17 protein-coding genes and 1 pseudogene are annotated in these 22,960 nt (G+C 68.8%); 16 read left to right on the top strand and 2 right to left on the bottom strand.

Features of this window, described 5'->3' with window-relative positions:
* Both AB0J69_RS32720 and AB0J69_RS32715 read left to right on the top strand, forming a co-directional pair.
* Positions 1–358, top strand: a pseudogene (locus AB0J69_RS32720) (hypothetical protein); the annotation flags it as partial.
* A 34-nt stretch (positions 359–392) separates the two neighbouring features.
* Positions 393–3,977 (top strand): CHAT domain-containing protein, encoded by a 3,585-nt coding sequence (locus AB0J69_RS32715; protein WP_364125137.1) that lies wholly within the window; start codon positions 393–395, stop codon positions 3,975–3,977.
* A gap of 83 nt (positions 3,978–4,060) precedes the next feature.
* Here AB0J69_RS32715 and AB0J69_RS32710 read toward each other — a convergent pair whose 3' ends face one another.
* Together AB0J69_RS32710 and AB0J69_RS32705 are read right to left on the bottom strand one after the other, a co-directional pair.
* Positions 4,061–4,183: a hypothetical protein gene (locus AB0J69_RS32710; protein ID WP_364125134.1), complete on the bottom strand. Its 123-nt coding sequence runs from the start codon at positions 4,181–4,183 to the stop codon at positions 4,061–4,063.
* The gene (locus tag AB0J69_RS32705) at positions 4,180–5,526 is read right to left on the bottom strand and encodes an MFS transporter (protein ID WP_364125132.1); all 1,347 of its coding nucleotides are present in this window, start codon (positions 5,524–5,526) and stop codon (positions 4,180–4,182) included. Before AB0J69_RS32705 ends, AB0J69_RS32710 begins: the two co-directional genes overlap by 4 nt.
* Positions 5,527–5,666: 140 nt before the next feature.
* Between AB0J69_RS32705 and AB0J69_RS32700 the strand changes: the two genes are divergently transcribed.
* From AB0J69_RS32700 to AB0J69_RS32635, 14 genes are all read left to right on the top strand, one after another.
* Entirely contained in the window at positions 5,667–6,266 is a 600-nt protein-coding gene (locus AB0J69_RS32700; protein WP_364125129.1) for a helix-turn-helix domain-containing protein, read from the top strand.
* A 272-nt stretch (positions 6,267–6,538) separates the two neighbouring features.
* Positions 6,539–8,158: an ABC transporter substrate-binding protein gene (locus tag AB0J69_RS32695; protein WP_364125126.1), complete on the top strand. Its 1,620-nt coding sequence runs from the start codon at positions 6,539–6,541 to the stop codon at positions 8,156–8,158.
* Complete coding sequence (locus tag AB0J69_RS32690) at positions 8,155–9,129, top strand: ABC transporter permease (RefSeq protein ID WP_364125123.1); 975 nt, start codon at positions 8,155–8,157, stop codon at positions 9,127–9,129. The genes AB0J69_RS32695 and AB0J69_RS32690 overlap by 4 nt, the downstream gene beginning before the upstream one ends.
* Positions 9,126–9,977, top strand: a complete 852-nt coding sequence (locus AB0J69_RS32685) for an ABC transporter permease (RefSeq protein ID WP_364125120.1) — start codon at positions 9,126–9,128, stop codon at positions 9,975–9,977. Before AB0J69_RS32690 ends, AB0J69_RS32685 begins: the two co-directional genes overlap by 4 nt.
* Positions 9,974–11,665, top strand: a complete 1,692-nt coding sequence (locus AB0J69_RS32680) for an ABC transporter ATP-binding protein (protein ID WP_364125117.1) — start codon at positions 9,974–9,976, stop codon at positions 11,663–11,665. The genes AB0J69_RS32685 and AB0J69_RS32680 overlap by 4 nt, the downstream gene beginning before the upstream one ends.
* A 20-nt stretch (positions 11,666–11,685) precedes the next feature.
* Entirely contained in the window at positions 11,686–12,441 is a 756-nt protein-coding gene (locus AB0J69_RS32675) for a (2Fe-2S)-binding protein (RefSeq protein WP_364125115.1), read from the top strand.
* 601 nt (positions 12,442–13,042) lie between these two features.
* Entirely contained in the window at positions 13,043–13,555 is a 513-nt protein-coding gene (locus tag AB0J69_RS32670) for a (2Fe-2S)-binding protein (RefSeq protein ID WP_364125112.1), read from the top strand.
* Positions 13,552–14,523 carry a xanthine dehydrogenase family protein subunit M gene (locus tag AB0J69_RS32665; protein WP_364125109.1) on the top strand — a complete coding sequence of 324 codons (972 nt, stop codon included), beginning with the start codon at positions 13,552–13,554 and terminating at the stop codon, positions 14,521–14,523. Before AB0J69_RS32670 ends, AB0J69_RS32665 begins: the two co-directional genes overlap by 4 nt.
* Positions 14,520–16,814, top strand: coding sequence for a xanthine dehydrogenase family protein molybdopterin-binding subunit (locus AB0J69_RS32660; RefSeq protein ID WP_364125106.1), 2,295 nt, complete (start codon positions 14,520–14,522; stop codon positions 16,812–16,814). The genes AB0J69_RS32665 and AB0J69_RS32660 overlap by 4 nt, the downstream gene beginning before the upstream one ends.
* Positions 16,815–16,915: 101 nt before the next feature.
* Entirely contained in the window at positions 16,916–17,881 is a 966-nt protein-coding gene (locus AB0J69_RS32655) for an FAD-dependent oxidoreductase (protein WP_364125103.1), read from the top strand.
* Between the two features lie 15 nt (positions 17,882–17,896).
* Positions 17,897–18,775, top strand: a complete 879-nt coding sequence (locus tag AB0J69_RS32650) for a F510_1955 family glycosylhydrolase (protein ID WP_364125100.1) — start codon at positions 17,897–17,899, stop codon at positions 18,773–18,775.
* A gap of 336 nt (positions 18,776–19,111) precedes the next feature.
* Complete coding sequence (locus AB0J69_RS32645; RefSeq protein ID WP_364125098.1) at positions 19,112–20,041, top strand: NlpC/P60 family protein; 930 nt, start codon at positions 19,112–19,114, stop codon at positions 20,039–20,041.
* Positions 20,042–20,592: 551 nt separating this feature from the next.
* On the top strand, positions 20,593–20,802 hold the full coding sequence (locus AB0J69_RS32640; RefSeq protein WP_364125094.1) for a hypothetical protein: 210 nt from the start codon (positions 20,593–20,595) through the stop codon (positions 20,800–20,802).
* Positions 20,799–22,511, top strand: a complete 1,713-nt coding sequence (locus tag AB0J69_RS32635; protein ID WP_364125091.1) for a VanW family protein — start codon at positions 20,799–20,801, stop codon at positions 22,509–22,511. Before AB0J69_RS32640 ends, AB0J69_RS32635 begins: the two co-directional genes overlap by 4 nt.
* The last annotated feature ends 449 nt before the right edge of the window (positions 22,512–22,960 follow it).

The raw sequence follows: 22,960 nt of genomic DNA, 5'->3' as shown, positions 1-22,960 counted from the left end.
GCTGCCCGAGCACACACGGACGGAGATAGACAGGGCGGCCGACGCTCTGGCAGGGGCCGCACGCCTGGGCGGCTGGGCGATCCTCTACCTGTTGCTGGCCTGGTGGTGGTGGCCGGCCGCGATCATCGCGGCGGTCACAGGAGCCGTGTCCGTCATGCGGTCACGGCAGGCTGTCCTGATCTACACAGGACTGGCCGAATCGGTGATAGATCTCCACTCCGGCGCGCTCGCCGTCAAGCTCGGTCTGGCATCTGATGGAACGCCAGTCACACGTGAGCTCGGCATACGGGTCACCAGCCAGACGCGGAAAGGCCGGTGGGACCCGAATTCTCCTATGGCGGAAAAGCGAGGAGCGTGACGTGTTGCCGCAAGAGCTCATTCGCCTGCGCCCCATGAGCGAGATCTCCCCGGACGGCGTCAGAGTGCTGCTGGAGCACGGCGAGGTGTGCCTGTTCTCCGGCCAGTGCGAGGTCGTCCCCCTGATGCCGACCGGAACGATGATCCACATCACCGACCGCCGGACGGTCCTCCTGGACGTACGCCAAGGGGGCAGCGAAGAGCTGGCGGTCGGGCTGGTGCGCCACGAGTGGGTCACCCGGCTGACCCGACGGCTACAGAACGACAGCGGGCAGGTCTACTTCTACCTCGATCTGACCGTGGCGGGGGCGAAGGGGCCGATGACGATTGCGCTCACCGGTGCGCAGCTCACCAGCGACCCGTTCATCCGGTGGTTCTCCTCTCTGATCGCAAGCCACCGGCTGAACCTGGTCGCCGGCCGTTCCGCCGTCTCCGTCGCCGATGAGGAGAAGCTGCGCCACTACCAAGGCGGAGGGTTCGACACATTGCCGCCCGCAGGCGGCGCCACGTTCGTGACATGGGCCTTTCCTGGAGACTCCGCGAGGCTCGACTCCCTATCCGGGGGGAATCCGGGACCGCGCGATGCGCCGCGGCCGACCGGCGATCCGGAGAAATTGACGAAGAAGGCGGTCTCCCTGGCCGAGAAGTACATGAACGGCGGCAGCGTGGCCACGCTGCACCGCGCGATCGGCCTGTTCAGGCAGGCGCTGGAGGCGACGCCCGAACAGAGCGTGAACCGTCCTGGCCGGATGTCAGATCTCGCCCAGGCGCTGGGGGAGCTCTTTCGTGAGACCGGCGACCTGAGGATCCAAGAAGAGATGATCGACCTGCTGTCCCAGGCCTGGGCATGGACGCCGGCGGGCGATCCCGACCAGACGGTATACGCGGTCAACCTCGCGACGGAGCTGCTCGAACATTTCCAGGCGACCGGCGAGGAGCCCCGGCTCATGCTGGCCCTACGGGTGATGACCGACATGAGGACAGTGATCGACGCTGCCGACCCCGAGCTTCCCTCCTTCCACTCCACCTTCGGCAACGTCCTGGCCACTCTCTACGACCAGCTAGGTGATCCCTCTCTCCTCGCGAAGGCCAATCAGGCGCATCGTGACGCGCTCGCGGCGCTCACTCCAGGTCACTCCGCGCGTGCCCGGCACCTGTCGAGCCTGGGCGCGACGCTCAGCCGCAGCTTCGAGGTTCTGGGGGAGACAACATACCTGCGAGATGCGATCGAGGTTCAGCGGGAGGTCCTCGCCACGCCCCTCGCCGGTGAGGTGCTGCGGCTCACGACGTCGGTGAACCTCAGTAACTCCTTGCAACTATTGGCCGAGCGCACTGGTAATCAGGACGCGCTCGCCGAGGCCGTCCAGTCCGCCAGGAACGCACTGCAGCGGGGCACGGACCACCCGGACGTCGTCATGCCCGCCGCGACCGCGCTGGCATCGGCGCTGAGCAACTTGTCTACCTGGACCGGCGAGATCGACCTCCTGTCCGAGGCGGTGGAAGCCCGCCGCGTCGCCGTCGCGGTGGCGCGTGGGCCGGAGAAGGCGGGGGCGCTCGGCAACCTCGCGAGCGCGCTGTCCATGCTCTACGAGCGGGCGCCGCATCCCGACACAGCCGACGAGGCGCTGGCCAACGGCAGGGCGGCGATCGAAACGCTCCCGGAGGGCCACCCGGACCGCCCTGCCCTGATGAGCAACCAAGCGCTCACCCTCATGCTGTTGGACGACACGGTGGACGGCTCGCAGTATCTGGCCGAGGCAGAGTCCTGGCTACGGCGGGCCATCACGCTGACGCCCGCCACGCTCCCCGACCTGGCAACGTACTGCTCCCACCTGGCTCTGGTGCTGCTACGTGACGGCACGCACCTCGAGGAGTGCGTACGCCTGGCGCGCCAGGCGTACGACCTCACGCCACCCGACCATCCCGATCGATGCGTCCACGGCTATCACCTCGGCAGCGCCCTGCGCGCCCTGTCAGAACGCACCGGGGAGGCAGCCGCGCTCTCCGGAGCCAGGGACGCGTTCACCGGCGCCGCAGGCGTCGCCACGGCACCAGTTCGGGTACGGCTGAGCGCAGTCCGCGGCGTCGGCGCGACGGCGATGCTGGAAGGGGACTTTCCCGCCGCGCTACGCGCTTACGAGGAGGCGGTCTCCCTGCTTCCGCAGCTCGTCTCGCCCCACCTGCGCCGCTCCGACAGAGAGCACGGTCTGGGCACTCTGGCGGGATTGGCAGCGGAGGCAGCATCGGCAGCCGTCGCAGCGGGATCGCCAGAACGCGCGGTCGAGCTGCTGGAGGCGGCTCGGGGTGTCACCCTGTCGGAGGCCCTGGGCGTCCGCGGCGGCGTGGCCGACCTGCGGCGGCATGCGCCGGAGTTGGCCGAGCAACTCGCAGGGCTCCGCGCCGAGCTGGACCGGCCGCCCACCACCCAAGATCCCCTCCAGGCCCGTCGGCGTAGGGCCCACGAGTGGCAGGAGCTTCTCACCCGCGTCCGCGCCGTTCCCGGGTTCGGCGACTTCCTGAGCCCGCCCTCCATCGCCGATCTCCAACCGGCAGCGCTCACCTGGCCGATTGTGCTCGTCGCCGTCAGCGACTTCCGTGGCGACGCGCTGATCCTCACGCTGGACGCCAACCGGCCGGTTCACCTGGTGGAGCTGGACGACATCCGCAGGCAGGACGTCCTGACGCAGCTCGACAAACTCCACACGGCAATGGCGGTGACTTTCGACCCCGCCGCACGACTCGGGGAAAAGAAGCTCGCCCACCGCGCGATCTCCGAGGTGCTGGCCTGGACCTGGACGAAGATCACCCAACCCGTGCTCGACAAGGTCGGTTTCGCGGGGCAAGGTGGCCTGCCCAGGATCTGGTGGTGCCCCGCAGGCGAGGCCGCCTTCCTGCCGCTCCACTCTGCTGGGACCGGCGAGCCTGCAACCAACGCGCTCGATCGCGCCATCTCCTCCTACACCCCGACTGTCCAAGCGCTCGGGCATGCACGCCGGTCAACGACTCGCCCGGTCTCTTCGGCCCTGATCGTGACGGTCCCCGAAGTTCAAGGGGGGCGACTAAGGCTCGAGGCTGTCGCCCGTGAAGCCGAGGCGCTTGCCGCGATCGTGCCGTCACCCGTCGTCCTCACCGGCCCTGCCGCCAACCACAGGGCCGTCGTGGCCGCGCTGCCACGGCACCGCGTCGCGCACTTCTCCTGCCACGGCCTCACGGACTGGACCGACCCGTCCGCGAGTCACCTCGTTCTCCATGACCACCTCTCCCACCCCCTGACCGTCGCCGCACTGTCACGCCTCCACCTCGACGATGCCGATCTCGCGTTCCTGTCGGCGTGCAGCACGTCGCAAAGCAACCTGCGGCTGACCGACGAGGCGGTCCACATCGCCACGGGTTTCCAGCTGGCAGGCTTCACTCACGTCGTGGGCACGCTATGGCCGATCGGCGACAGCATCGCCCTCGATGTGGCGGAGACCTTTTATCGCGCCCTGTCCGCCGGAGGCGCCGGCCCACTGGAGACAGGCAGATCCGCACAGGCCCTCCACGCGGCAGTCGGCCGGGTCCGTGAGGCGTTTCCGCAGCAACCAGGGGTATGGGCTGCCTATGTACACATCGGCCCCTGAACGACACCTTACGGCTGCCTTGAGGAGCTGCCCCCACGGCGATGTCTCCGACCGGCTCTGCGCCTGCCGATAATTGCATCCGCTCAGGTCATGCGGCGGGTGGCCGCCCGCTCGATCACCACCGGCTCCCAGCCGATCCGGTGCAGCCGCAGCGCGGTGGCCCGCCCGGCGATTCCCGCGCCGACGATGACGGCTCTTCTGGTCATGATGCCTTCCTTCTGTCGCGGAGCACGGTGAGAGCGATGACGACGACGATGGCCATCAGACCTGCGGCCACGCCGAACCCGACGCGATAGCCGGCGACGAGCGTCTCGACCGGCCCGCCAGACGCTGAGGCGGTCGCACCAGCCGCAACACTGGACAGCACAGCGAGTCCGAGGGCTCCGCCGAGTTGGGCGCTGACGTTGAGGAGCGACGACGCTACGCCACTGGACGAGTCCGCCACCCCTGCCAGCGCCGCTGTGGTGAGCGGGACCACGATGACGCCGAGGCCCAGGCCGACGACGAGCAGCGGCGGCATGACGTCGTGCATGAGCGTGCCGTCGGGTGTGAGACCGGTGAACATCGCCAGCCCGGCGGCGGTGACCAGCGATCCCGCGGCTGTCACCGGGCCGGTGCCGAAGCGCCTGACCAGCAGCGGGCCGACGGACGACGCGGCGATGAGGATCACCGTCAGCGGTACGTATGCCAACCCTGCCTGCAGAGCGGAGTAGCCCAGTACGCCTTGCAGGTAGAGGGTGGCGAAGTAGAAGACGGCGAACATCGCGGCGCCCCGCAGCGCCTGGATCACGTTGGCGCCCAGCAACGAACGGTTGCGGAACAGCCGCAGCGCGACCAGCGGCTCCCGGGCGATCCGCGTCTCGTGCACGACAAAGTACGCGAGCAGCACGGCGGCGACCGCCAGGAGGGCGCCTCGGGAGGACGCGTCGGTCTGCAGGATCGCGTACGCCAACAGCCCCACCCCGGCGGTGGATGTCAACGCACCGGCAAGATCGAATCCGCGCGAGCTGCGAACCGGCCGTGTCCCCTCGCCCAACAGCCGTCCGGCGATCAGCAGGGCGACGCCCACCGGGAGGTTGACGAAGAAGATCCATCGCCAGCCGGGCCCGTCGGCGAACAGCCCGCCCGCGAACAGCCCCACGGTGCTCGCTATCCCGGTTGCCGCGCCCCAGATGGCGAATGCCCTGCTCCGTGGCGGCCCTTCGGGGAAGATCAGAGCGATCAGCGCCAGCGTCATGGGGGCGATGAACGCGGCACCCAACCCCTGGACGGCACGCGCCGCGACGAGCCACCAGCCACTCTGCGCGAGTCCCGCTGCCGCCGAGGCCACGGTGAACAGCACGACCCCGCCGAGCAGGATCCGCCGGTGGCCGTACATGTCGCCGAGCCGGCCGCCCAGCAGGAGGAACCCGCCGAACACCACCATGTACGCGTTGACCACCCAGGACAACGTGGAGGTGGAGAATCCCAGATCCTCCTGGATGGCCGGCAGTGCCACGTTGACGATCGTGACGTCCACGCTGTCCAGCACCTGCGCCAAGCACAGCATGCCTAGAGCTGCGACATGTCTCGGCGTCCAGACGAACTCTCGCGTGTTCATATGCCTCCGACGGCAGAATGAGCATGTGGTCATACAGTATGACCACATGCTCATTCTCTGTGAACAGTGATCCGGTAGATTGGTGGCTCATGTCACCGCGTGGCGTTGCGATCCCGGACGTAAAAGCGCAGCTCTTCGACGCGGCCGAGCGTCTACTCCTGCAGAAGGGCCCCTCGGCCTTGACCGGCCGGGCCATCACCAAGGAGGCCGGCTGCGCCACCGGCCTGCTCTACAACCATTTCGGGGATATCGACACCTTCCTGGCCGCGCTCTTCCTCGACCGTGCCGGACGCGCGGGAGCCGCGATGACCCACCTGACCAAGCGGGCGGGCACGGGCGCCGTGGTCGACAACCTCATGGACGCCATCGAGACGCTGTCCGCCGGCAACCTGCTCGCTCTCGCAGGGCTCGCGATGGCCAGGCCGTCCATCGTCACCCACCTGGGCGAGGCGCTCGCCGACGGAACCCTGGAACTGGACGCCAGCGAGCGCGCCTTCACCGCCTACCTTCGGGCCGAGCAGGAGCATGGGCGCATCCGAACGGACGCTGACGTCGAATCCATCTCTCTCGCCCTGGTCGGCGCCGCCCACCAACTCTTGCTCACCCGTGGCCCGCACGCCGCCGACCTGCACGACCGCATGCGCAGGACGACATCGACCCTGATCGAAGCCTTCACTCCGCAGAAGTGACGAACCTGACCTACGACAGGGCCTAGTAGGTGTTGTTTCACGGTGATTACGGATGTCGTGCCACGCCACGCTCGTGTCGCGGGGACAACGCCCGACGGCAGGCATATGGGCAGGTAGCAGCCTGTCTGCTACTCTCGTCCGGGCCGCGAGGGGGAATTTCGGAGTTTACATATTGAGCTCTTGTATCTACGGAATACCTCTATAGAGTCGCATGAAACACCGCTCGCCTGCTGCGGCGGCGGTCTCGACCTCTTATACCCCCGGGAGGTTCCGTGATCCGGCAATCGAGGACGTTCATCGCGACGGCGGCCACGCTCTGCTTAGCTCTGGCCGCATGCGGCACGGATATCGAACCTCCCCGAAACGGGAAGACAGCGGCAGCCGCGAAGAGCGTCACCATCGCCGTCTCCTCCGATGAGGGCACGCTGACCCCGTTCACCAACCAGACGGGTTATCCGGGGAACAACCTGGTGAAGCTGATCTTCGACACGCTGGCCATCGTCCAGGGCGACGGCGTCGTACCCCTGCTGGCCAAGCAGATCCAGACCACCGACAACAAGGTCTTCACCCTGCCGCTCAGATCGGGCGTGACCTGGCACGACGGCAAGCCGCTGACCGCCGAGGACGTGGTGTTCAGCGTCGAGTTCTACAAGAAGAACATGGAGGGCGACTCCTCGATCGACGTACGACCCGTGGAGAGTGTGACGGCGAACGGCGACACCGTGACCCTCACGCTCAAGGCCCCCGACCCGGAGTTCCCCCGCCGCATCCTGGCCGACATGGCGATCCTGCCCAAGCACCTGTGGTCGTCGGTGGAGAAGGTCAGCGAGGCGGGGGCCGACAAGGCGATCGGCTCCGGCCCGTACAAGCTCACGCGGTACGACAACGCCCGCGGCTACACGTTCACCGCCAACACCTCCTACGCCTTGGGCAAGCCGAAGGTCGACACCGTCAAGGTAGTGGTCATCCCGGAGGAGTCCACGCAGTTCGCCGCGCTGCGTACGGGTGAGATCCACATGTCGGCCCGCATCGTGCCGCCGCAACAGCTCCAGGCGCTGGAGCGGCAGCCGAACATCGGCATCGTCAAGGGCACCGAGTTCGCCTCCACGCTCCTGGCGTTCAACACGACCAGGGCCCCGTTCGACAAGCCGGAGATCCGGCGTGCTCTGGCCAAGGCGATCGACGTGGCGGACCTGGTGAAGACCGCGCTGCTCGGCCAGGGCACACCCGGCAATCCCGGTTTCATCCACGCCGGCTCCCCCGTCAAGCCCGACCAGCTCACCCCGCTCTACGACGCAGAAGCGGCCAAGCGCGAGCTCGACGCCCTGGGCGCCAAGCCTGGCCCGGACGGGATCAGGGTGCTCGACGGCAAGCCGATGTCGTACGAGCTACTGGTCCAGAGCGCCTCCACTGACCGGCTGCGCAGTGCCGAGCTGATCCGCGACATGCTCAAGACCGTGGGCGTGGCCGTGAAGGTCACCTCGCTGGACTCCGACTCGCTGGATGCGAAGGTGTGGCCTGACTACGACGTGCGCAAGGGCCGCAACTATGACATGTCGATGTGGGGCTGGTCGGCTCCCGTCATGCTCAGCAGCGGCACGATCGCCCAGCTCGTCGCCTCGGACCCGGACGACGGCTCGCTGAACGTCGTCGGTTTCAGGAACGAGCAGGTCGACGCCATCGTGAAGACACTGACCTCGGCCCCCACCATGGAGGCCAGAACGACGGCGGCCAAGCAGCTCCAGGCGCAGATCGCCGAGCAGATGCCGTTCCTGACGCTCTATTACCGCAACGGCGCCTACGCCTTCCGCAAGGATGTCTACAGCGGCTGGACCTGGCAGAACGGCTCGGCGGTGCTCAACAAGTTCTCCCTCGTCGAGTTCAAGCCGTGACGACCTGGCGATACGCCGCAGGCCGGCTGGCCGAGTACGCCGCGGTGCTCATGGTGGCGCTCACGCTGAACTTCGCGCTGCCCCGTGCGCTGCCCGGCGGCCCACTGAAACTGTTCGGCAGCCCTGAAGCGCTGGCCAGGCTCACCGCGGACGAGCGGGCGCAGATCGCCAACCAGTACGGCTTCGGTAAGCCGTTGCACGAGCAGTTCCTCGACTACCTCGGCGGCGTTTTCACCCTAGACCTCGGTACCTCCTTGTCCGATGGGCGCCCGGTCACTCAGGCGCTCGGGGAGGCGCTGCCGTGGACGTTGCTGCTGGTCGGCACCAGCATCGTCTGCACCGCTCTGGTGGGAGTGACGTTCGGGGTGGTGGGCGCGCTGCGCCGGCGCAAGGGCAAGGGGTCGGGGCTGCTCGGCACGGCTATCGTGCTCGACTCCTTCCCGCAGTTCTGGCTGGGGATGTTGCTCATCGTGCTGTTCGGGGTGCAGCTCCAGTGGCTGCCGACGTTCGGTGTGTCGGGCGTCGAGGGTGTGACGGTCTCCGGCGTGCTGGTGCACCTCATCCTGCCGGTGGGCACCATGACGCTGACCGGGATGGGATATCTGTTCCTTTACACCCGGTCGTCGCTGCTGACCGTGCTGACCAGCGAGCCGATCCAGCACGCGCACGCCAGGGGCGTCCCGTACGGACAGCTCGTCCGACGGCACGCGCTGCGGCCCGCACTGCTGCCCGTGCACACCATTCTCATGATGGAGATCGGCTTCCTCGCCGCGGGCTCGATCGTCGTGGAGACCGTCTTCGCCTATCCAGGGCTCGGCCGCCTCACCTTCGACGCGATCACGGCCCGCGACTATCCGCTGATGCAGGGCGCGTTCCTGGTGCTGACACTCATGGTCGTGCTGATGAACGCGCTGGCCGACGCCACGTACCCGCTGCTCGACCCACGTGCCAGGGCCGGAGGCGGCCGATGATGTTCCTGCGTGCGCCCAACCGCAACCTCCTCGGTCCCCAGGGCCTGATAGGCCTGGGGATCCTGGCCGTGGTCGTCGGGATCGCCGTGTACGGCACCGTGCTGCCTGACGACGCCGGTCGCGCCCGGGTGGCGGAGCCCTACGCCCCTCCCGGGGGAGAACTCCCCCTCGGTGCCGACGACCTCGGCAGGAACCTGCTCGACCAGCTCATCGTCGGCGCCGGAACCTCGCTGAGCCTCGCCTTCATCGTGGCGGCGGCCACCACCGTCCTCGCCGCGCTGGTGGGCGGTGCGGCCGGGATCGGGCCGCGCTGGCTGTCGGCCACGTTGATGCGCGGAACCGACGTCATGCTGGTGCTGCCTGAGCTGATCCTCTACATCCTGGCAGCGGCCTTCCTCGGCCAATCCTTCGGCACGAGGGTGGCGATCCTGGCGCTGATCCTCTGGCCCGTCCCGGCCCGGGTGCTCCGTGCCGCCGTCCTGACCGCGTGGTCGCGTGGTCATCTGGAGGTGGCCCGGGCTATGGGGGCGCCGCGCTGGTGGCTGCTGCTGCGGCACGGCTCTTACTTGATCGGCCCGCTGCTCATCCCGGTGTTCGTCCGTACGGCGATGCGCGCCATCATCTACGACGCGACTCTGTCGTTCCTCGGCCTCGGTGACCCCACCGCTCCCAGCTGGGGCACCACGCTGTTCTGGGTCCAGACCAACGGCGTGTTCCTCTCCGACGCATGGGTGTGGTGGGCGCTGCCGCCCGGTGCTGCCATCACGCTCACCGTGCTCGCCCTCGCCCTCATCGGCATCGCCGTCGAGGAACGCCTCAACCCCGCGCTCAGGGAGGCCACCCGATGACGCTGTCATTGCGCGACCTCACCGTCGGCTACGGAGAATTGACGGCGGTGGACCGGATCACCCTGGACGTCGCGGAAGGTGAGGTCGTGGCGCTCGTGGGCGAGAGCGGCTGCGGCAAGACCTCGCTCGCTCGTGCCCTGCTCGGCCTGCTTCCTCGTACGGCGACCGTGACCGGCTCCGCGCGGCTCGGTGAGGACGAGTTGGCCGGCCGCACCGACTGGAAGAACATCCGCGGGCGCCAGGTCGCCATCGTGCCGCAGGGCGCGATGACGGGCCTCAGCCCCGTGCACCGGATCGGCGGGCAACTCACCGAGATGCTCACCCTGCACGGCGGCCGCGCCGAACCCGTCGAACTGCTCGAACGCGTCGGGCTCCAGGCGACCATGCTGCGCTGTTTCCCGCACGAGCTCTCCGGAGGACAACGTCAGCGGGTGGCGATCGCCCTTGCCCTGGCGGGCGAGCCGCGGCTGCTGATCGCGGACGAACCGACCACCGGGCTGGACGTGATCGCTCAACGGCAGGTCCTCGGGCTGCTCGCCGAACTCGGCACCACGATGCTCGTCGTCTCCCACGACCTCGCCGGGCTGATGCCGTACGCGGACCGGGTCGCCGTCATGTACGCAGGCCGGCTGGCCGAGGTCCGTCCGGCACGTACGCTCGCCGCCGAGCACGCCCATCCCTATACGGCGGGCCTGCTCACCGCCACCCCGGTCGCTGACCGGCAGGTTTCGTGGGGCAGCATCCCGGGCTCCGCCCCTGCACTCGACCTGCTGCCGAGCGGATGCCGCTTCGCCCCGCGCTGTCCGCTGGCAACCGGCCTGTGTGCCGAGGAAGATCCGCTTCTGCGCTCGCACGGCGCGGCACAGGTGGCCTGTCACCATCACGACAAACCGACGTTCCCGGTGGTGCCTCGGGGCGTCCATGCGCCCGGAGGACCGGTCGTCCGGGTAGCCGGAGTTCATCACCGCTACCGGACGCGTTCCCGGACCGTGGAGGCGCTGCGCGGCGTGGAGCTGGACATCCGCGCCGGCGAGATCGTCGGGCTCGTGGGCGAAAGCGGTTCGGGGAAGAGCACCTTGGCCAGGATCATTCTGGGGCTGCTCCGCCCGACGAAAGGCCGGGTGGAGATCGCGGGCGAGGAGCTAACCGCGCGGCGCGGCCGGGCGCTCCGCCGCCTCCAACAGCGGATCGGGTTCGTCCACCAGGACCCTTACGACGCGCTTCACCCTGGAATGCGCGTCGCGAGCCTGGTGGCCGAACCCCTGGTCACGACCGGTACGCCGCGGGACAACCGGGTCCGCGACGCTCTGAGCGCCGCCGGGCTGCCCACGACGGAGGAGTTCCTGCAACGTTTCCCCGGCCAGTTGTCGGGTGGGCAGCGGCAGCGTGTGTCCATCGCCCGGGCCCTCGCGGCTGATCCCCTCCTCCTGGTCGCCGACGAGGCCACCTCGATGCTGGACGTCTCCACCCGCGCCGGCATCGCCACCACCCTGCGCACGCTGGCCGTCGACCGAGCCCTGGCCGTCCTGTTCGTCACTCACGACCTCGGCGAGGCCGTGCAGTCATGCGACCGGATCGTGGTGCTGCGTAACGGCACAATCGTCGAGCACGGTCTGTCCGCCGACCTCGCCAGCGCCCCTGCTCACTCCTATACGGCACAGTTGCTCGATGCAGCTCGGACCACATGAAAACAAGGACGGAAATCAGAGTGACAGACGTCTTCGCACGCCTGGAATCCTTCGGCGACCGCTTCCGGCTCGAGCGCGGGCTCTCCCCGGATGAGGACTGGATCGGCTGTGATCGGCTGCTGGATCCGCGGTCCGACGAGCTCGGCCGGGTGCTCGACGCCGAGCAGCAGGCAAGTGGCCAGGTCTCCGATCACGCAACCGCATTGACAGTGATGGCGGTCTACGCGGGCACCGTGACCGCGTCCGCCATGCTCGCGTGGGCCGTCGACGGCGCGGTGATCGACATGCGTCCGCACAACGTCGCCATCCGGCTCTCTCCGCATCACGGTTTCGAGGCCGTCGGGCTCCGCGAGCCCAGCGTCACCAAGGCACCGGTGGAGACCCTGGTCGCATGGGTACTGGACGAGCATTTGCTGCCTCTCGCGCAGGCCATGCGCGTACGCACCCGAGCTGGTCTCCGCCAGCTCTACGGCGGCGTGGCCCACGGCTGCGCGGCGGCCTTCTGCATCGCCAGCCGGCGCGGCGGCGACGTCGATCAGCTGGAACGGGCCTACGAGACCTTCCTGAGCACCGCCACCGGCGGCCTCGACCGCCTCGGCACGGTGATTCGGCTCAAGGAAGGCACGCGGGAGGGGCTGTTCTATCTGCGTAACACCTGCTGCCTCTACTACACCTCGGCCGAAAAGGTGAAGTGCTCCAGCTGCTGCCTGGACACCGTCGAGGACCGGGTGACGAACTACCGGCGGGTGCTGGCCGAGGGCGTAGTCCCGCATTAGGCCTGAAGGAGAGGCTTCCCGTTTTGCCGCGCTCGATGCTGGAAGCGCAGGTGCAACCGCGGGGTGCCGTCGTTGCCGTCCGCCACCCTTCACCAGCGAGCTTCATCAAGGAAATCCCTGCCCGGATGGCAACGTGACACGTATGCGCGGCCGGTGACCTTCGGCGATACCGGCCGTCGGGCATGTCAGCCGCGCGTCTGTTCCCGCCGAAGGGCGCGAGGTCGGCCCGCTTGTTCTGCGGCGGGGCACGCCTGGAGCATCCCGGCGGACCTGCGCGACCGTGACCGCATAGCTGCCTTGCACCCGTCGCCAGCGCACGCATGCCGCCAGCGGCGCCGTCCGGATGCCGGCGAAGGAAGACGCCGAATTCGACGACGGCCCAACTGGACAGCACCAGGCCCAGCGCGGCGTCACGACGCAGGCAGCTCAACAGCCGGCAGAGCCAGCCGGGGCGCCCGGCATGACAGCGCTATGGGGATCATGGCGGCCTTCGCCTGCTGGCGGTAGACGATCTCAATTGCTTGACCCCGACCGCCCTATACGCCCATGGGGTATTGTGCGATAAGCCGTACATGCATGTACGAGATAGTCGGAGGCGTTGATGAACGGCCATATCCCGATCCACCTGAACGTGAACGGGCAGGCGCATGACCTGTCCCTGGACCCCCGCACCACGCTGCTCGACTGCCTGCGTGAGCGCCTGGGCCTGACCGGCACGAAGAAGGGCTGCGATCAGGGTGCCTGTGGAGCGTGCACGGTCCTCCTCGACGGTGAGCGGGTCAACTCCTGCCTGACGCCCGCCGTGCAGTGCGACGGCATGGAGGTCGTCACCATTGAGGCCATGGCGGACGATGAGCTGGGCGCCCAGGTGCAGCAGGCGTTTCTCACGCACGACGGGTTCCAGTGCGGCTACTGCACGTCCGGGCAGATCTGCTCGATCATCGGCATGCTCGCCGAACACCGCGAAGGCCGGCCGAGCGCTGTCACCGAGGACCTGGCCCGGCCCGCACCGCTCAACGACGCCGAGATCAGAGAGCGCATGGCGGGCAACCTGTGCCGGTGCGGCGCCTACAACGGCATCGTGGCCGCCATCCGGGAGGTGGCCGCGGTATGAGGGAATTCGCCTACGTGCGGGCGTCGGGTGTGGCCGAGGCGGTCGGACTGGCGGCCGAGGGGCCGGTGGCGCACCTGGCCGGGGGTACGAATCTGTTCGATCTGATGCGGGAGGAGGTCGAGCGTCCCGAGCGGGTCGTCGACATCTCCCGGCTCCCGCTGTCGGCCATCGACGACCTGCCGGACGGCGGACTGCGTCTGGGGGCACTTGCCCGGAACGCGCAGGTCGCCGCCGACGACCGGATCCGCCGGCGTTACCCCGTGCTCGCGCGAGCTCTGCTGAACGGTGCTTCCCCGCAGCTGCGCAACCGGGCCACGGTGGGCGGCAACCTGCTGCAGCGCACGCGTTGCCGCTACTTCTACGACCTGGGCGCGGCCTGCAACAAGCGGTCACCGGGCGCGGGCTGCGACGCGCTGGGCGGGCTCAACCGGGGACACGCCATCCTCGGGGCGAGCGAGAGCTGCGTGGCCGTCCATCCCTCCGACATGTGCGTCGCCCTGGCGGCGCTGGACGCGACCGTCAACCTCACCGGCCCCGAGGGTGACCGGAGCGTGCCGATCACGGACTTCCACCTCCTGCCGGGCGCAACGCCGCAGGTGGAGACCGTGCTGCGGGACGGTGAGCTGGTCACGAGCGTGGATCTGCCGCCGTGGCCGCCGGTCCGTGGTACGTACGTGAAGGTGCGCGACCGGGCCAGCTACGCGTTCGCCCTGGTGAGCGCCGCTGTGCTGCTGGAGGCCCAGGAGGGCACCATCACCGTGGCCCGCATCGCGCTCGGCGGAGTGGCGGCCAAGCCATGGCGCGCGTACGCGGCCGAAGAGCTGCTCACCGGAGCGGCGACGAATGAGCAGGCGTTCGATGAGGCGGCGCAGGAGGCGGTCGCGGGGGCGCGGCCACTGCGCCACAACGCGTTCAAGATCGAACTGGCACGGCGGCTGATCCGCCGCACCCTGGTGGAGCTGTCATGACGTTCATCTCGAGAAGTTACGGCCTCGGCACCAGAGTCCTCGGCAAGGTGGCCCGGCTCCTGCCCGACGGCCGCCACGACCCGTTGTCCACCCGGCCCGGCGAGATCGGCCGCGACCTCCACCGGCTCGACGGTCCGGCCAAGGTGTCCGGCGGGATCAGGTACACCGCCGACCACGTTCCTGCCGGTCTGGCCTATGCCGTCGCGGTGCCCAGCACGATCGCCAAGGGTCGCGTCACCGCCGTCGAGACCTCCCGAGCGCTCGCGGCGCCCGGTGTGCTGCTGGTGATGACGCACGAGAACGCGCCGCCGATGAAACCCACCGGCGCGTACGCCACGCTCAGGGCACCGGTCGGTGCCGCCGCGATGACGCTGCCGATCCTGAACACCGACCGGGTCTTCTGGCACGGACAGCCGGTCGCCGTCGCGGTGGCCGAGACGCAGGAGCAGGCCGAGCATGCCGCGCGGCTCGTCGAGGTCCGCTACGCGCCGGAGCCCGCGGTCCTGAGCATGTCGGAGGAGGCCGCGTACACGCCTGCCCATTCGGTGCTGGAGGAATCGAGGACGGTCGTCGGGGACGTGCGTGCCGGGCTGGCCCGCGCCGCGGCCACCGTACGAGGCGTCTACAGCACTCCGGCCGAATACCACAACGCGCTGGAACCGCATGCCACCGTGGCCCGGTGGGACGGCGACGACCTCACTGTGCACGACGCTTCGCAGTACCCCTACGGGGTCAAGGAGATGCTCGCGAAGAAGTTCGGTCTGCCTCTCGATCGGGTGCATGTGCTGGCGCCGTACATCGGTGGCGGATTCGGCGGCAAGACCTGCGCCTGGCCGCACGTGGCGCTCACCGTGGCCGCCGCCAAGCTGGCGGGGCGGCCGGTCAAGCTCGCCTTGTCCCGTACGCAGACCTACCTGATGACCGGCGGCCGGGCGCCGACGCGCAGCCGGATCCAGCTCGGCGCCGACGCGCAGGGCCGGCTGACGGCCATCGTGCACGACGCGCTCGCCACGTGCACCACAGACGAGTTCGCCGAGGCCGCCATCGCCGCCTCCCGGCACCTGTACGCCTGCCCCAACATCTCCGCCCACCAGCGCGTGGTCCAGGTGGACCGCATCCAGAACGCGTTCTTCCGCGGGCCCGGCGTCGCCCCGGGATCGTTCGCCATGGAGTCGGCCATCGACGAGTTGGCCTGGGAACTGGGCATGGACCCGCTCGAACTACGGCTGCGCAACGAACCCGACCGCGATCCGGTCTCCGGCAACCGCTTCACCAGCCGCCACCTGCGCGAGGCGTACCTGCTCGGCGCGGAGACCTTCGGCTGGCACGACCGCGCCACCCTCCCCCGGGCCACCCGCGACGGGCACTGGCTCGTCGGCCAGGGCATGGCCGCCGCGATCAACCCGGATGCCGTGCTCATCGCCGCCGTACGCCTGCGGCTCTCGGCAGACGGCACGTTCACCATCCACAGCAGCACGAACGAACTCGGCGCGGGCACCTCCACCGCCCAGACCCAGGCCGCCGCCCAGCGCCTCGGCGTCCCCATGGACAAGATCCGCTTCCTGCAGGGCGACTCCGACGTGGCCAAGACCCGCATCCCCGGCGCCTCCGCCGCCACCACCACCCTCGCCTCAGCCATCTGGAACGCGCGCGACCTGCTCGTACGCGAGCTCCTCAAGCTCGCCCAAGGAACCCCGCTCACGGGACTCCGGGCGGGCGAGGTCGAAACGCGCGATGAGGGACTCTTCGCCAGGGACGGCCGCGGAGTGACGTACCGGCGGATCCTGGAGCTGGCAGGGCGGGACCACGTCGAGGTGACAGGCAAGTCGGCGGTGCCGTACCAGACCCTCAAGCGGACCACCAGCACCTACGGCGCGCACTTCGCAGAGGTACGGGTGGACGACGACACCGGCGAGGTACGTGTCACCCGCTGGGCCGGCGCCTTCGACGGCGGCCGCGTCGTCTCCCCCAGACAGGCCGCCAGCCAGATGCGCGGCGGCATCATCCAGGGCATCGGCATGGCCCTCATGGAAGCGACCCTGCTCGACGAACGCTCCGGCCGCGTCGTCAACGCCAGCCTGGCCGAACAGCACATCCCCACCCAGGCCGACGTGCCCGACATCGACGTGTGCTTCGTGGACCGGCCCGACCCCCAGACGCCCCTTGGCGCCAAGGGCATCGGCGAGCTGGGCATCGTCGGGGTCGCGGCGGCGATCGCCAACGCGATCTACCACGCCACAGGCAAGCGCGTCAGGTCCTTGCCCATCAGCCCGGACAAGTTGCTCTCGTGAGCACTTGACCGTGCGGACCTCCTGCCCCTCGACACGCGCAGTCCGCCCACCGATGGTCATCGCCCTTAAGAAGGGTGCGTAATGAGCACCGCTAGGCACGATTGCCCAGAGCTGTTAGTGGGGTAGACGTCGCCCGGCCCCGCGTGACCGGATTCGACGGGAACGGCAGGGTGGCGGGAGTGCGACTGAGCGACGGCCGGACGCCGCCCGCCGACCTGGTCATCGCGGGCATGGGCGTGGTGCCGAACACCGACTGGCTGGAGGGCAGCGGGCTGACGGTGAGCGACGGGGTGGTCTGCGACGAGCGCCTGTTCGCCTTGGGCGCGGAGGATGTGGTCGCCGCCGGCGACGTCGCACGCTGGCCGCACAGCCTGTACGGAGGCACGCTGGTCCGCGTCGAGCACTGGTCGAACGCCAATGATCAGGGCACCGTCGCGGCGCTCAACCTGCTGGCCGGTCCGGAGAACGCCAAGCCCTTCACCGACCTGCCCTCGTTCGCCGCTCACGCACACGGCGCCCGCATCCAGCCGGCCGGCCTGCCACACCTGGCGGACGAGAGCCGCGTCGTGACCGGAGATCCTGGCGAGGGACGTTTCGCCGTCGCCTTCGCCAAGGACGGCGCGCTCGTCGGCGCGGTCGCAGTGAACGCGCCCAAGGACCTGGTGCTCGCCGCCGCCGATGCTCTGGCCCGGGCGTTCCCTCGCGTGCCGCTGTTCGAGCAGGCCCGCGTGGAGGTCGCGCGCCTGGTCGAGTTGCCGGCCGATGACGTCGCCGCACGCCGCCACCAGCGCATCCACATCGCGGCCGCCCTGGTCGGCCTCGCGACGGGAAAGGTGCCGGCCTTCGCACTGGGCGCGGGCGGCGAGACGGCACTGACGCGTCCGCCGGATGTTGCACCCGCAGGCGCCGCCCGGCCGCCGGGAGCGGCTCGCCGGGCTGGTCGCGGTCACCGCGCTGCTCGTGGGTCCCGCCACGCTGGCGGCGGCGCCGGGCGTGGCCGCGTTCCTCGCCCATCACTGCCACTCCTTCCTGACCTTCTAGTTGCTACGATTGCCGATAGTAGTTAGTTGTAGACTCGCGGCATGAAGTTCGCGGGACAGCGGCTGCGCATGGGTGCCGTCGGCGTGGCGCTGAGCATCGCGCTGACCGGCTGCGGCCAGGCAGCACAGGAGCCGGTCGGAACGACCGGCGCGGATGCGGGCATGGGACACGTGCACGGGCTCGGCATCGACCCGGCCGATGGAGCCCTCTACATCGCGGGCCACCATGGCCTGTTCAAGGTCGCCTCCCCCACAACGGTCACCCGGGTCGCCGACCGCGACCAGGACCACATGGGCTTCACCATCACGGGCCCGAAGACCTTCCTGGCCAGCGGGCACCCCTCAGCGGAGGACGCCTCCCCGGAACGACCGCCGCATCTCGGCCTCATCAAGTCGACGGACTCCGGGCTCACCTGGAAGACGATCTCAGAGGACGGCTCGGCCGACTTCCACTCCATCCAGCCCGCCGGTGACAACCTGTACGCCTACGACAGCCAGACCTCGAAGGTCTGGCGGAGCATCGACGGCGGCGGCACCTGGACGCAGGGCACCGAAGAGAAGGTGATCGACCTCGGAGCGAGCGCCGAACAGTCGTCCCGCGTCTACGCCACAACACCCGACGGGCTGAAGGTCAGCGACGACGGCGGGCTGAACTACAACGACCTCACTAAGGCCCCCCTACTCAGTCACATTGACGTCCTGCCCGGCGAAATCCTTGTGGGCGCGGCAGCCGATGGCCAAGTCCACATCAGCCCGGATTCCGGCGAGACCTGGTCGATCGCTGGAAAGCTCCCCGGGCAGGCCGCCGCGTTCACCGCCGTGGACCGCCAGCGCCTGCTGGCCGCCATGGAGGACGGCACGGTGCTGGAATCCAAGGACGGCGGAAAGACATTCGCCACAGCTTTCTCACCCGCCGGCTGAGAACGTCGACGGTCAGTCCGAGTCGCACGCCCCACCAACAGGCCCACGTTGATCATCCCGTCCAAACCCACTCGTCATCGCCCGCCGCGACGGCAGACGAGATGCCGCTCACTGATGTGAACGCCATGGCAGTAGCCCGCGTATCCACACGTGAGGCAGGCGTTCATCCGCTATCAACCGTAGTACATCGCCTAGATGGCACAAGTTGCCCGGAACTGGGCGGCTACCTCCTCGCATTCTGTACTATTTCGCCCCAGGTTTGGATACTTACGAGGAGGCATCGTAGTGGCCGTGTGGACGAGGCTCGGGCGAGTAGCAGTAGCCACAGCGTTAGCCTTGATCGCACTGGCCGCGGCTCCCAGCGGCGCTCTCGCCGATCCGTCACCGGCCAAGGTCCGAGCCAAACTGGTGAAGCTGAACGAACAGGCCGATCAGCTCGTTGAGCGGTACAACCAGGCGAACGAGGCATACAAGACGGCCAAGAAGAAGTACGAGGCTCTCAACACCGAGCTCAGCCGCAAGGACGCCCAAGCCAACGTTCTCCGCGAAGAACTCACCGCGATAGCGATCAATGGCTACCAGAACGGTCCGCTCACCGGCTGGCAGGGGTTCGCCTTCCAGGGCGACCCCGAAACGGCCTTGAGCAGCATGGCCGCTCTTGAGCAGCTGGCGCAAGACAGAGCGGCCAAGATCCATGCCTACGAGGCGACCACGAAAGAGTTGCGGGATCGACGTGCCGAGGCCGAACAAGTCCTGTCGGAGACCGACGACGCACGCGACAAGGTGCGCGGCGAGAAGGCAAAGGTGGACAAGCTGGTCGACGAACAGACCAAGCTCCTGCGACGGCTGGGCACCTTCCAGACGGGCGACCCCAACAGCCCTGGCATCGAATACACCGGTCCGGCCTCCGGCAACGCCCGCCTCGCGCTCCAGTTCGCCTTCGCGCAGGTCGGCAAACCGTACCGATACGGCGGCACCGGGCCCGGCTCCTACGACTGCTCCGGCCTCACCCAGGCCGCCTGGCGCACCGGCGGGGTCGCGTTGCCCCGGACGACCTGGACCCAATGGGCCTGGGGTGCCAGCCGGCGCGTCCCCCTGGACGCGCTGCAACCTGGAGACCTGCTCTTCAGCAAGGGACTGGGCCACATGGGCATGTACGCCGGCAACGGGAAGATGGTGCACGCTCCTCAGACCGGAGACATCATCAAGGTGGTCGACCTCGACGACTACTGGCGCAACCGCCTGCTCGGCGCTGTTCGTCCCTGACACCGTGCGGAGCTGAGGGCTGCTCAAGAAGGTCGACGAAGTCCGCACCGAGGGTTACACAGTCGCTGTCCCCCGTCACGCGCCACCCAATGGCCCCGCGGCAGGTGCATCTGATCGGGACCCAGGAACCCGCCTTAGCTACTACAACAACTAGTAAAATGTGCGGCTATGCGCCATCCACGGCTTCGTGCCGCAGCCACGGCGCCGGCGATCCGGGCCTGTACCACGTCGGCATGCGGACAAGCACCCGACCCCGTCGATCCGGGAACCGGCCACGTTCACGGGCGGGGTGTCGATCCGGGCCACGGGGCCTTGTACCTGGCGGGCCATTGCGGCCTGTTCAAGGCCACGTCGGTGGAGGTCGCCCACGAGTGGCCGGACGCCTCCAGGACCACATGGGCTTCACCGTGACCGGCTCAGGAACGTCTCTGGCAGGTGGCCACCCCGATGACCCGCAGGCCATCAGCCCGTATCAGGGCCTCGCCCACAGCGGCGACGCCGGTCGCACGCGGGCGGCCGTATCCGCGAGCGGCGTCGCCGACTTTCATACGGTGCAAGCTGCGGGAAGCAGGCTGTACGCCTACGACAGCCGGACAGCGCGGGTAGGGGCGAGCTCCGCCGGGAGGAAGACCTGGATACGCGGTACTGAGGAGGACACCCCCGCCCTGGCCGCGAGCGCCGCCGAGCCGGACCGCATCGACGCGGCCATCCTGGGCGGGCTGCGGGTGAGCACGGACGTCTTCTACCCGGCGGCCCCATGAGCGCTCCCCGGCCCAACCGCCGTCGTAGGTCCGGCGGCTTCATGAGCGCCCTGCGCTCGCCGCTCGTGCTCATCCTGGCCACCGTCGTCATCATCGCGGCGCTCGCCTACGTCGTGCCCGCCATCGCGCTCGCCGGGAAGGTCCCTCCCGGCACCCGGGTGAACGGCATCGATATCGGCGGGCTGCCACCCGAATCCGCTCGCGCCCGCCTCGGAGAGGGCCTGAGCGGGCGGTTGACGCAGCCGTTGACGCTGATCGCGGGGAACAAGCGGAAACAGCTCACGCCCGCAGAGCTGGGCCTGGGCTTCGACACGCAGGCGACGGTCGCGGCCGCGATGGAGGGTGCCACCACGCCGGCGGGCATCGCCCGCTCCCTCTTCGGCACCCGGCAGATCCGTCCCGTGGTCACCGTGGACGACCAGCGGCTCGCCACCGGACTCGCCGGCCTGGCCAAGTCCGTGGACAGAAAGCCGGTGGAGGGCGGCATCCGATACCAGGGGCTGGAACCGCGAGCCACACTGCCCAAGCCTGGCCGGACGCTGGATCGCGGCGGGTCGGCGGCGCAAGCGGTACGGGCCGCCTTCGTGGCCGGCCTCACCTCCGCCGAACTGGACGTTCAGGTGGCGCCACCCGCCCTTACCGCCGCCGAGGTCCGTCGCGTCGCCGCGACCACCGCGCGCACGGCGGTCGCGGCTCCTGTCACGGTCGCCAGCGGCGGCAAGGAGGCCACCGTGTCGAGAGAGCAGCTGGCCGCCGGCCTCCGCTTCGTCTCCGACGGCAAGGGCGGCCTGCGGCCCTTCTTCAACGCCTCCGACGTCACCGCGGCCCTGGCCAAGGCCCTGGTGAGCACTCCGCCGAAGGACGCCTCCTTCAAGATCGTCAATGGCAGGCCACTGGTCATCCCCTCGCGAGCGGGCCGTGGCGCCGAGGTCGAGGCGCTTGGCCCGGCGATCAACGAGGCCGTGACGGCAGACGACCGGCGCGTCGAACTGCCCGCGGTGGCGCGGCAACCGCGGGTGACCACGGCCGAGGCGAAGAAGCTGGGCGTCAAGCAGAAGGTCAGCTCGTACACCACCCAGCACCCCTGCTGCGCCCCGCGCGTGACCAACATCCACCGCATCGCCGATATCGTGGACGGCTACGTGGTACAGCCCGGGGAGACGTTCTCGCTCAACGGCGTGGTCGGCCGCCGGGACAGGGCGCGTGGGTTCGTCGAGGCGCCGATGATCCTCAACAACCGGTTCGTCAACGACGTCGGTGGCGGTGTCTCACAGTTCGCCACCACCATGTCCAACGCCGTCTTCTTCGGCGGCTTCGAAGACGTCCAGCATCGTGCTCACCAGTTCTACATCTCCCGCTACCCGGCCGGCCGCGAGTCCACGGTCTCGTATCCGCAACCGGACTTCCGCTGGCGCAACGACTCGAAGTACGGGGTGCTCATCAAGACGTCGTACACCGGCACCTCCATCACCGTGGATTTCTGGAGCACCAAGCGCTACGAGATCGAATCGCAGAGTTTCGGGCGCTACAACGTCAAGCCCATCACGGAGCTCACCGATTCCGATCCTGAGTGCATCCCCATGGAGGGCGCGGAGGGGTTCGCCATCGACGTGTGGCGCATCTTCAAGAAGGACGGGAAAGTCCTCCGCAAGCAGCGCTTCCACACCGTGTACGACGTCGAGCCCCGCCTTACCTGCACGAAGTCCTAGGCACCGAAGTGAGATGGCCTCATCGACGATCGTTCCATCTTCTGCTCTGCGGGTTCGCACTGTGCGGTGGAACGTCGTGGTCTGCACCGCGGTGCGATGGGGGAGACGTACGTCGCAACTGGACATCTCGCTTTTTGCCGGGCTGTCTCGTCACAGGGGAATACCCCTTGGCGCGACCGCCTGCGAAGGGGGCTGCCAGCCCAACGGGCTCCGTTCCACGATCACGAGCGCAGATCGGACGTCAATGTTGCGCCTGCCGAAAATCACATCCGCCCAGGTCATGTCCATGTGAGGGCTTCGCGTGGCGGCGCGCACTCCGGCCACCCAGGAGACGGAAACGCGTGCGGCAGGATGATCAGTCATGCTCCTTCGCCTGGCCTACCTGAAAGATGTCAATACTCCGTTCATGGTCGCAAGCTGCGGGTTTCTCTCGGCTTCCTGGTCTGAGC

It is taken from the genome of Nonomuraea sp. NPDC049709 (assembly GCF_040674815.1).
Taxonomy (GTDB): domain Bacteria; phylum Actinomycetota; class Actinomycetes; order Streptosporangiales; family Streptosporangiaceae; genus Nonomuraea.
Note: the sequence above shows the minus strand (reverse complement) of the source record. Positions and strands in the feature narration are given on the sequence as shown.

Excerpts from the sequence above, each read along its gene's own strand:
- AB0J69_RS32715 (WP_364125137.1), top strand. The coding sequence starts at position 393 with ATGAGCGAGATCTCCCCGGACGGCGTCAGAGTGCTGCTGGAGCACGGC.
- AB0J69_RS32710 (WP_364125134.1), bottom strand. The coding sequence starts at position 4,183 with ATGACCAGAAGAGCCGTCATCGTCGGCGCGGGAATCGCCGGGCGGGCC.
- AB0J69_RS32705 (WP_364125132.1), bottom strand. The coding sequence starts at position 5,526 with ATGCTGTGCTTGGCGCAGGTGCTGGACAGCGTGGACGTCACGATCGTC.
- AB0J69_RS32700 (WP_364125129.1), top strand. The coding sequence starts at position 5,667 with ATGTCACCGCGTGGCGTTGCGATCCCGGACGTAAAAGCGCAGCTCTTC.
- AB0J69_RS32685 (WP_364125120.1), top strand. The coding sequence starts at position 9,126 with ATGATGTTCCTGCGTGCGCCCAACCGCAACCTCCTCGGTCCCCAGGGC.
- AB0J69_RS32680 (WP_364125117.1), top strand. The coding sequence starts at position 9,974 with ATGACGCTGTCATTGCGCGACCTCACCGTCGGCTACGGAGAATTGACG.
- AB0J69_RS32670 (WP_364125112.1), top strand. The coding sequence starts at position 13,043 with ATGAACGGCCATATCCCGATCCACCTGAACGTGAACGGGCAGGCGCAT.
- AB0J69_RS32665 (WP_364125109.1), top strand. The coding sequence starts at position 13,552 with ATGAGGGAATTCGCCTACGTGCGGGCGTCGGGTGTGGCCGAGGCGGTC.
- AB0J69_RS32660 (WP_364125106.1), top strand. The coding sequence starts at position 14,520 with ATGACGTTCATCTCGAGAAGTTACGGCCTCGGCACCAGAGTCCTCGGC.
- AB0J69_RS32650 (WP_364125100.1), top strand. The coding sequence starts at position 17,897 with ATGAAGTTCGCGGGACAGCGGCTGCGCATGGGTGCCGTCGGCGTGGCG.
- AB0J69_RS32635 (WP_364125091.1), top strand. The coding sequence starts at position 20,799 with ATGAGCGCTCCCCGGCCCAACCGCCGTCGTAGGTCCGGCGGCTTCATG.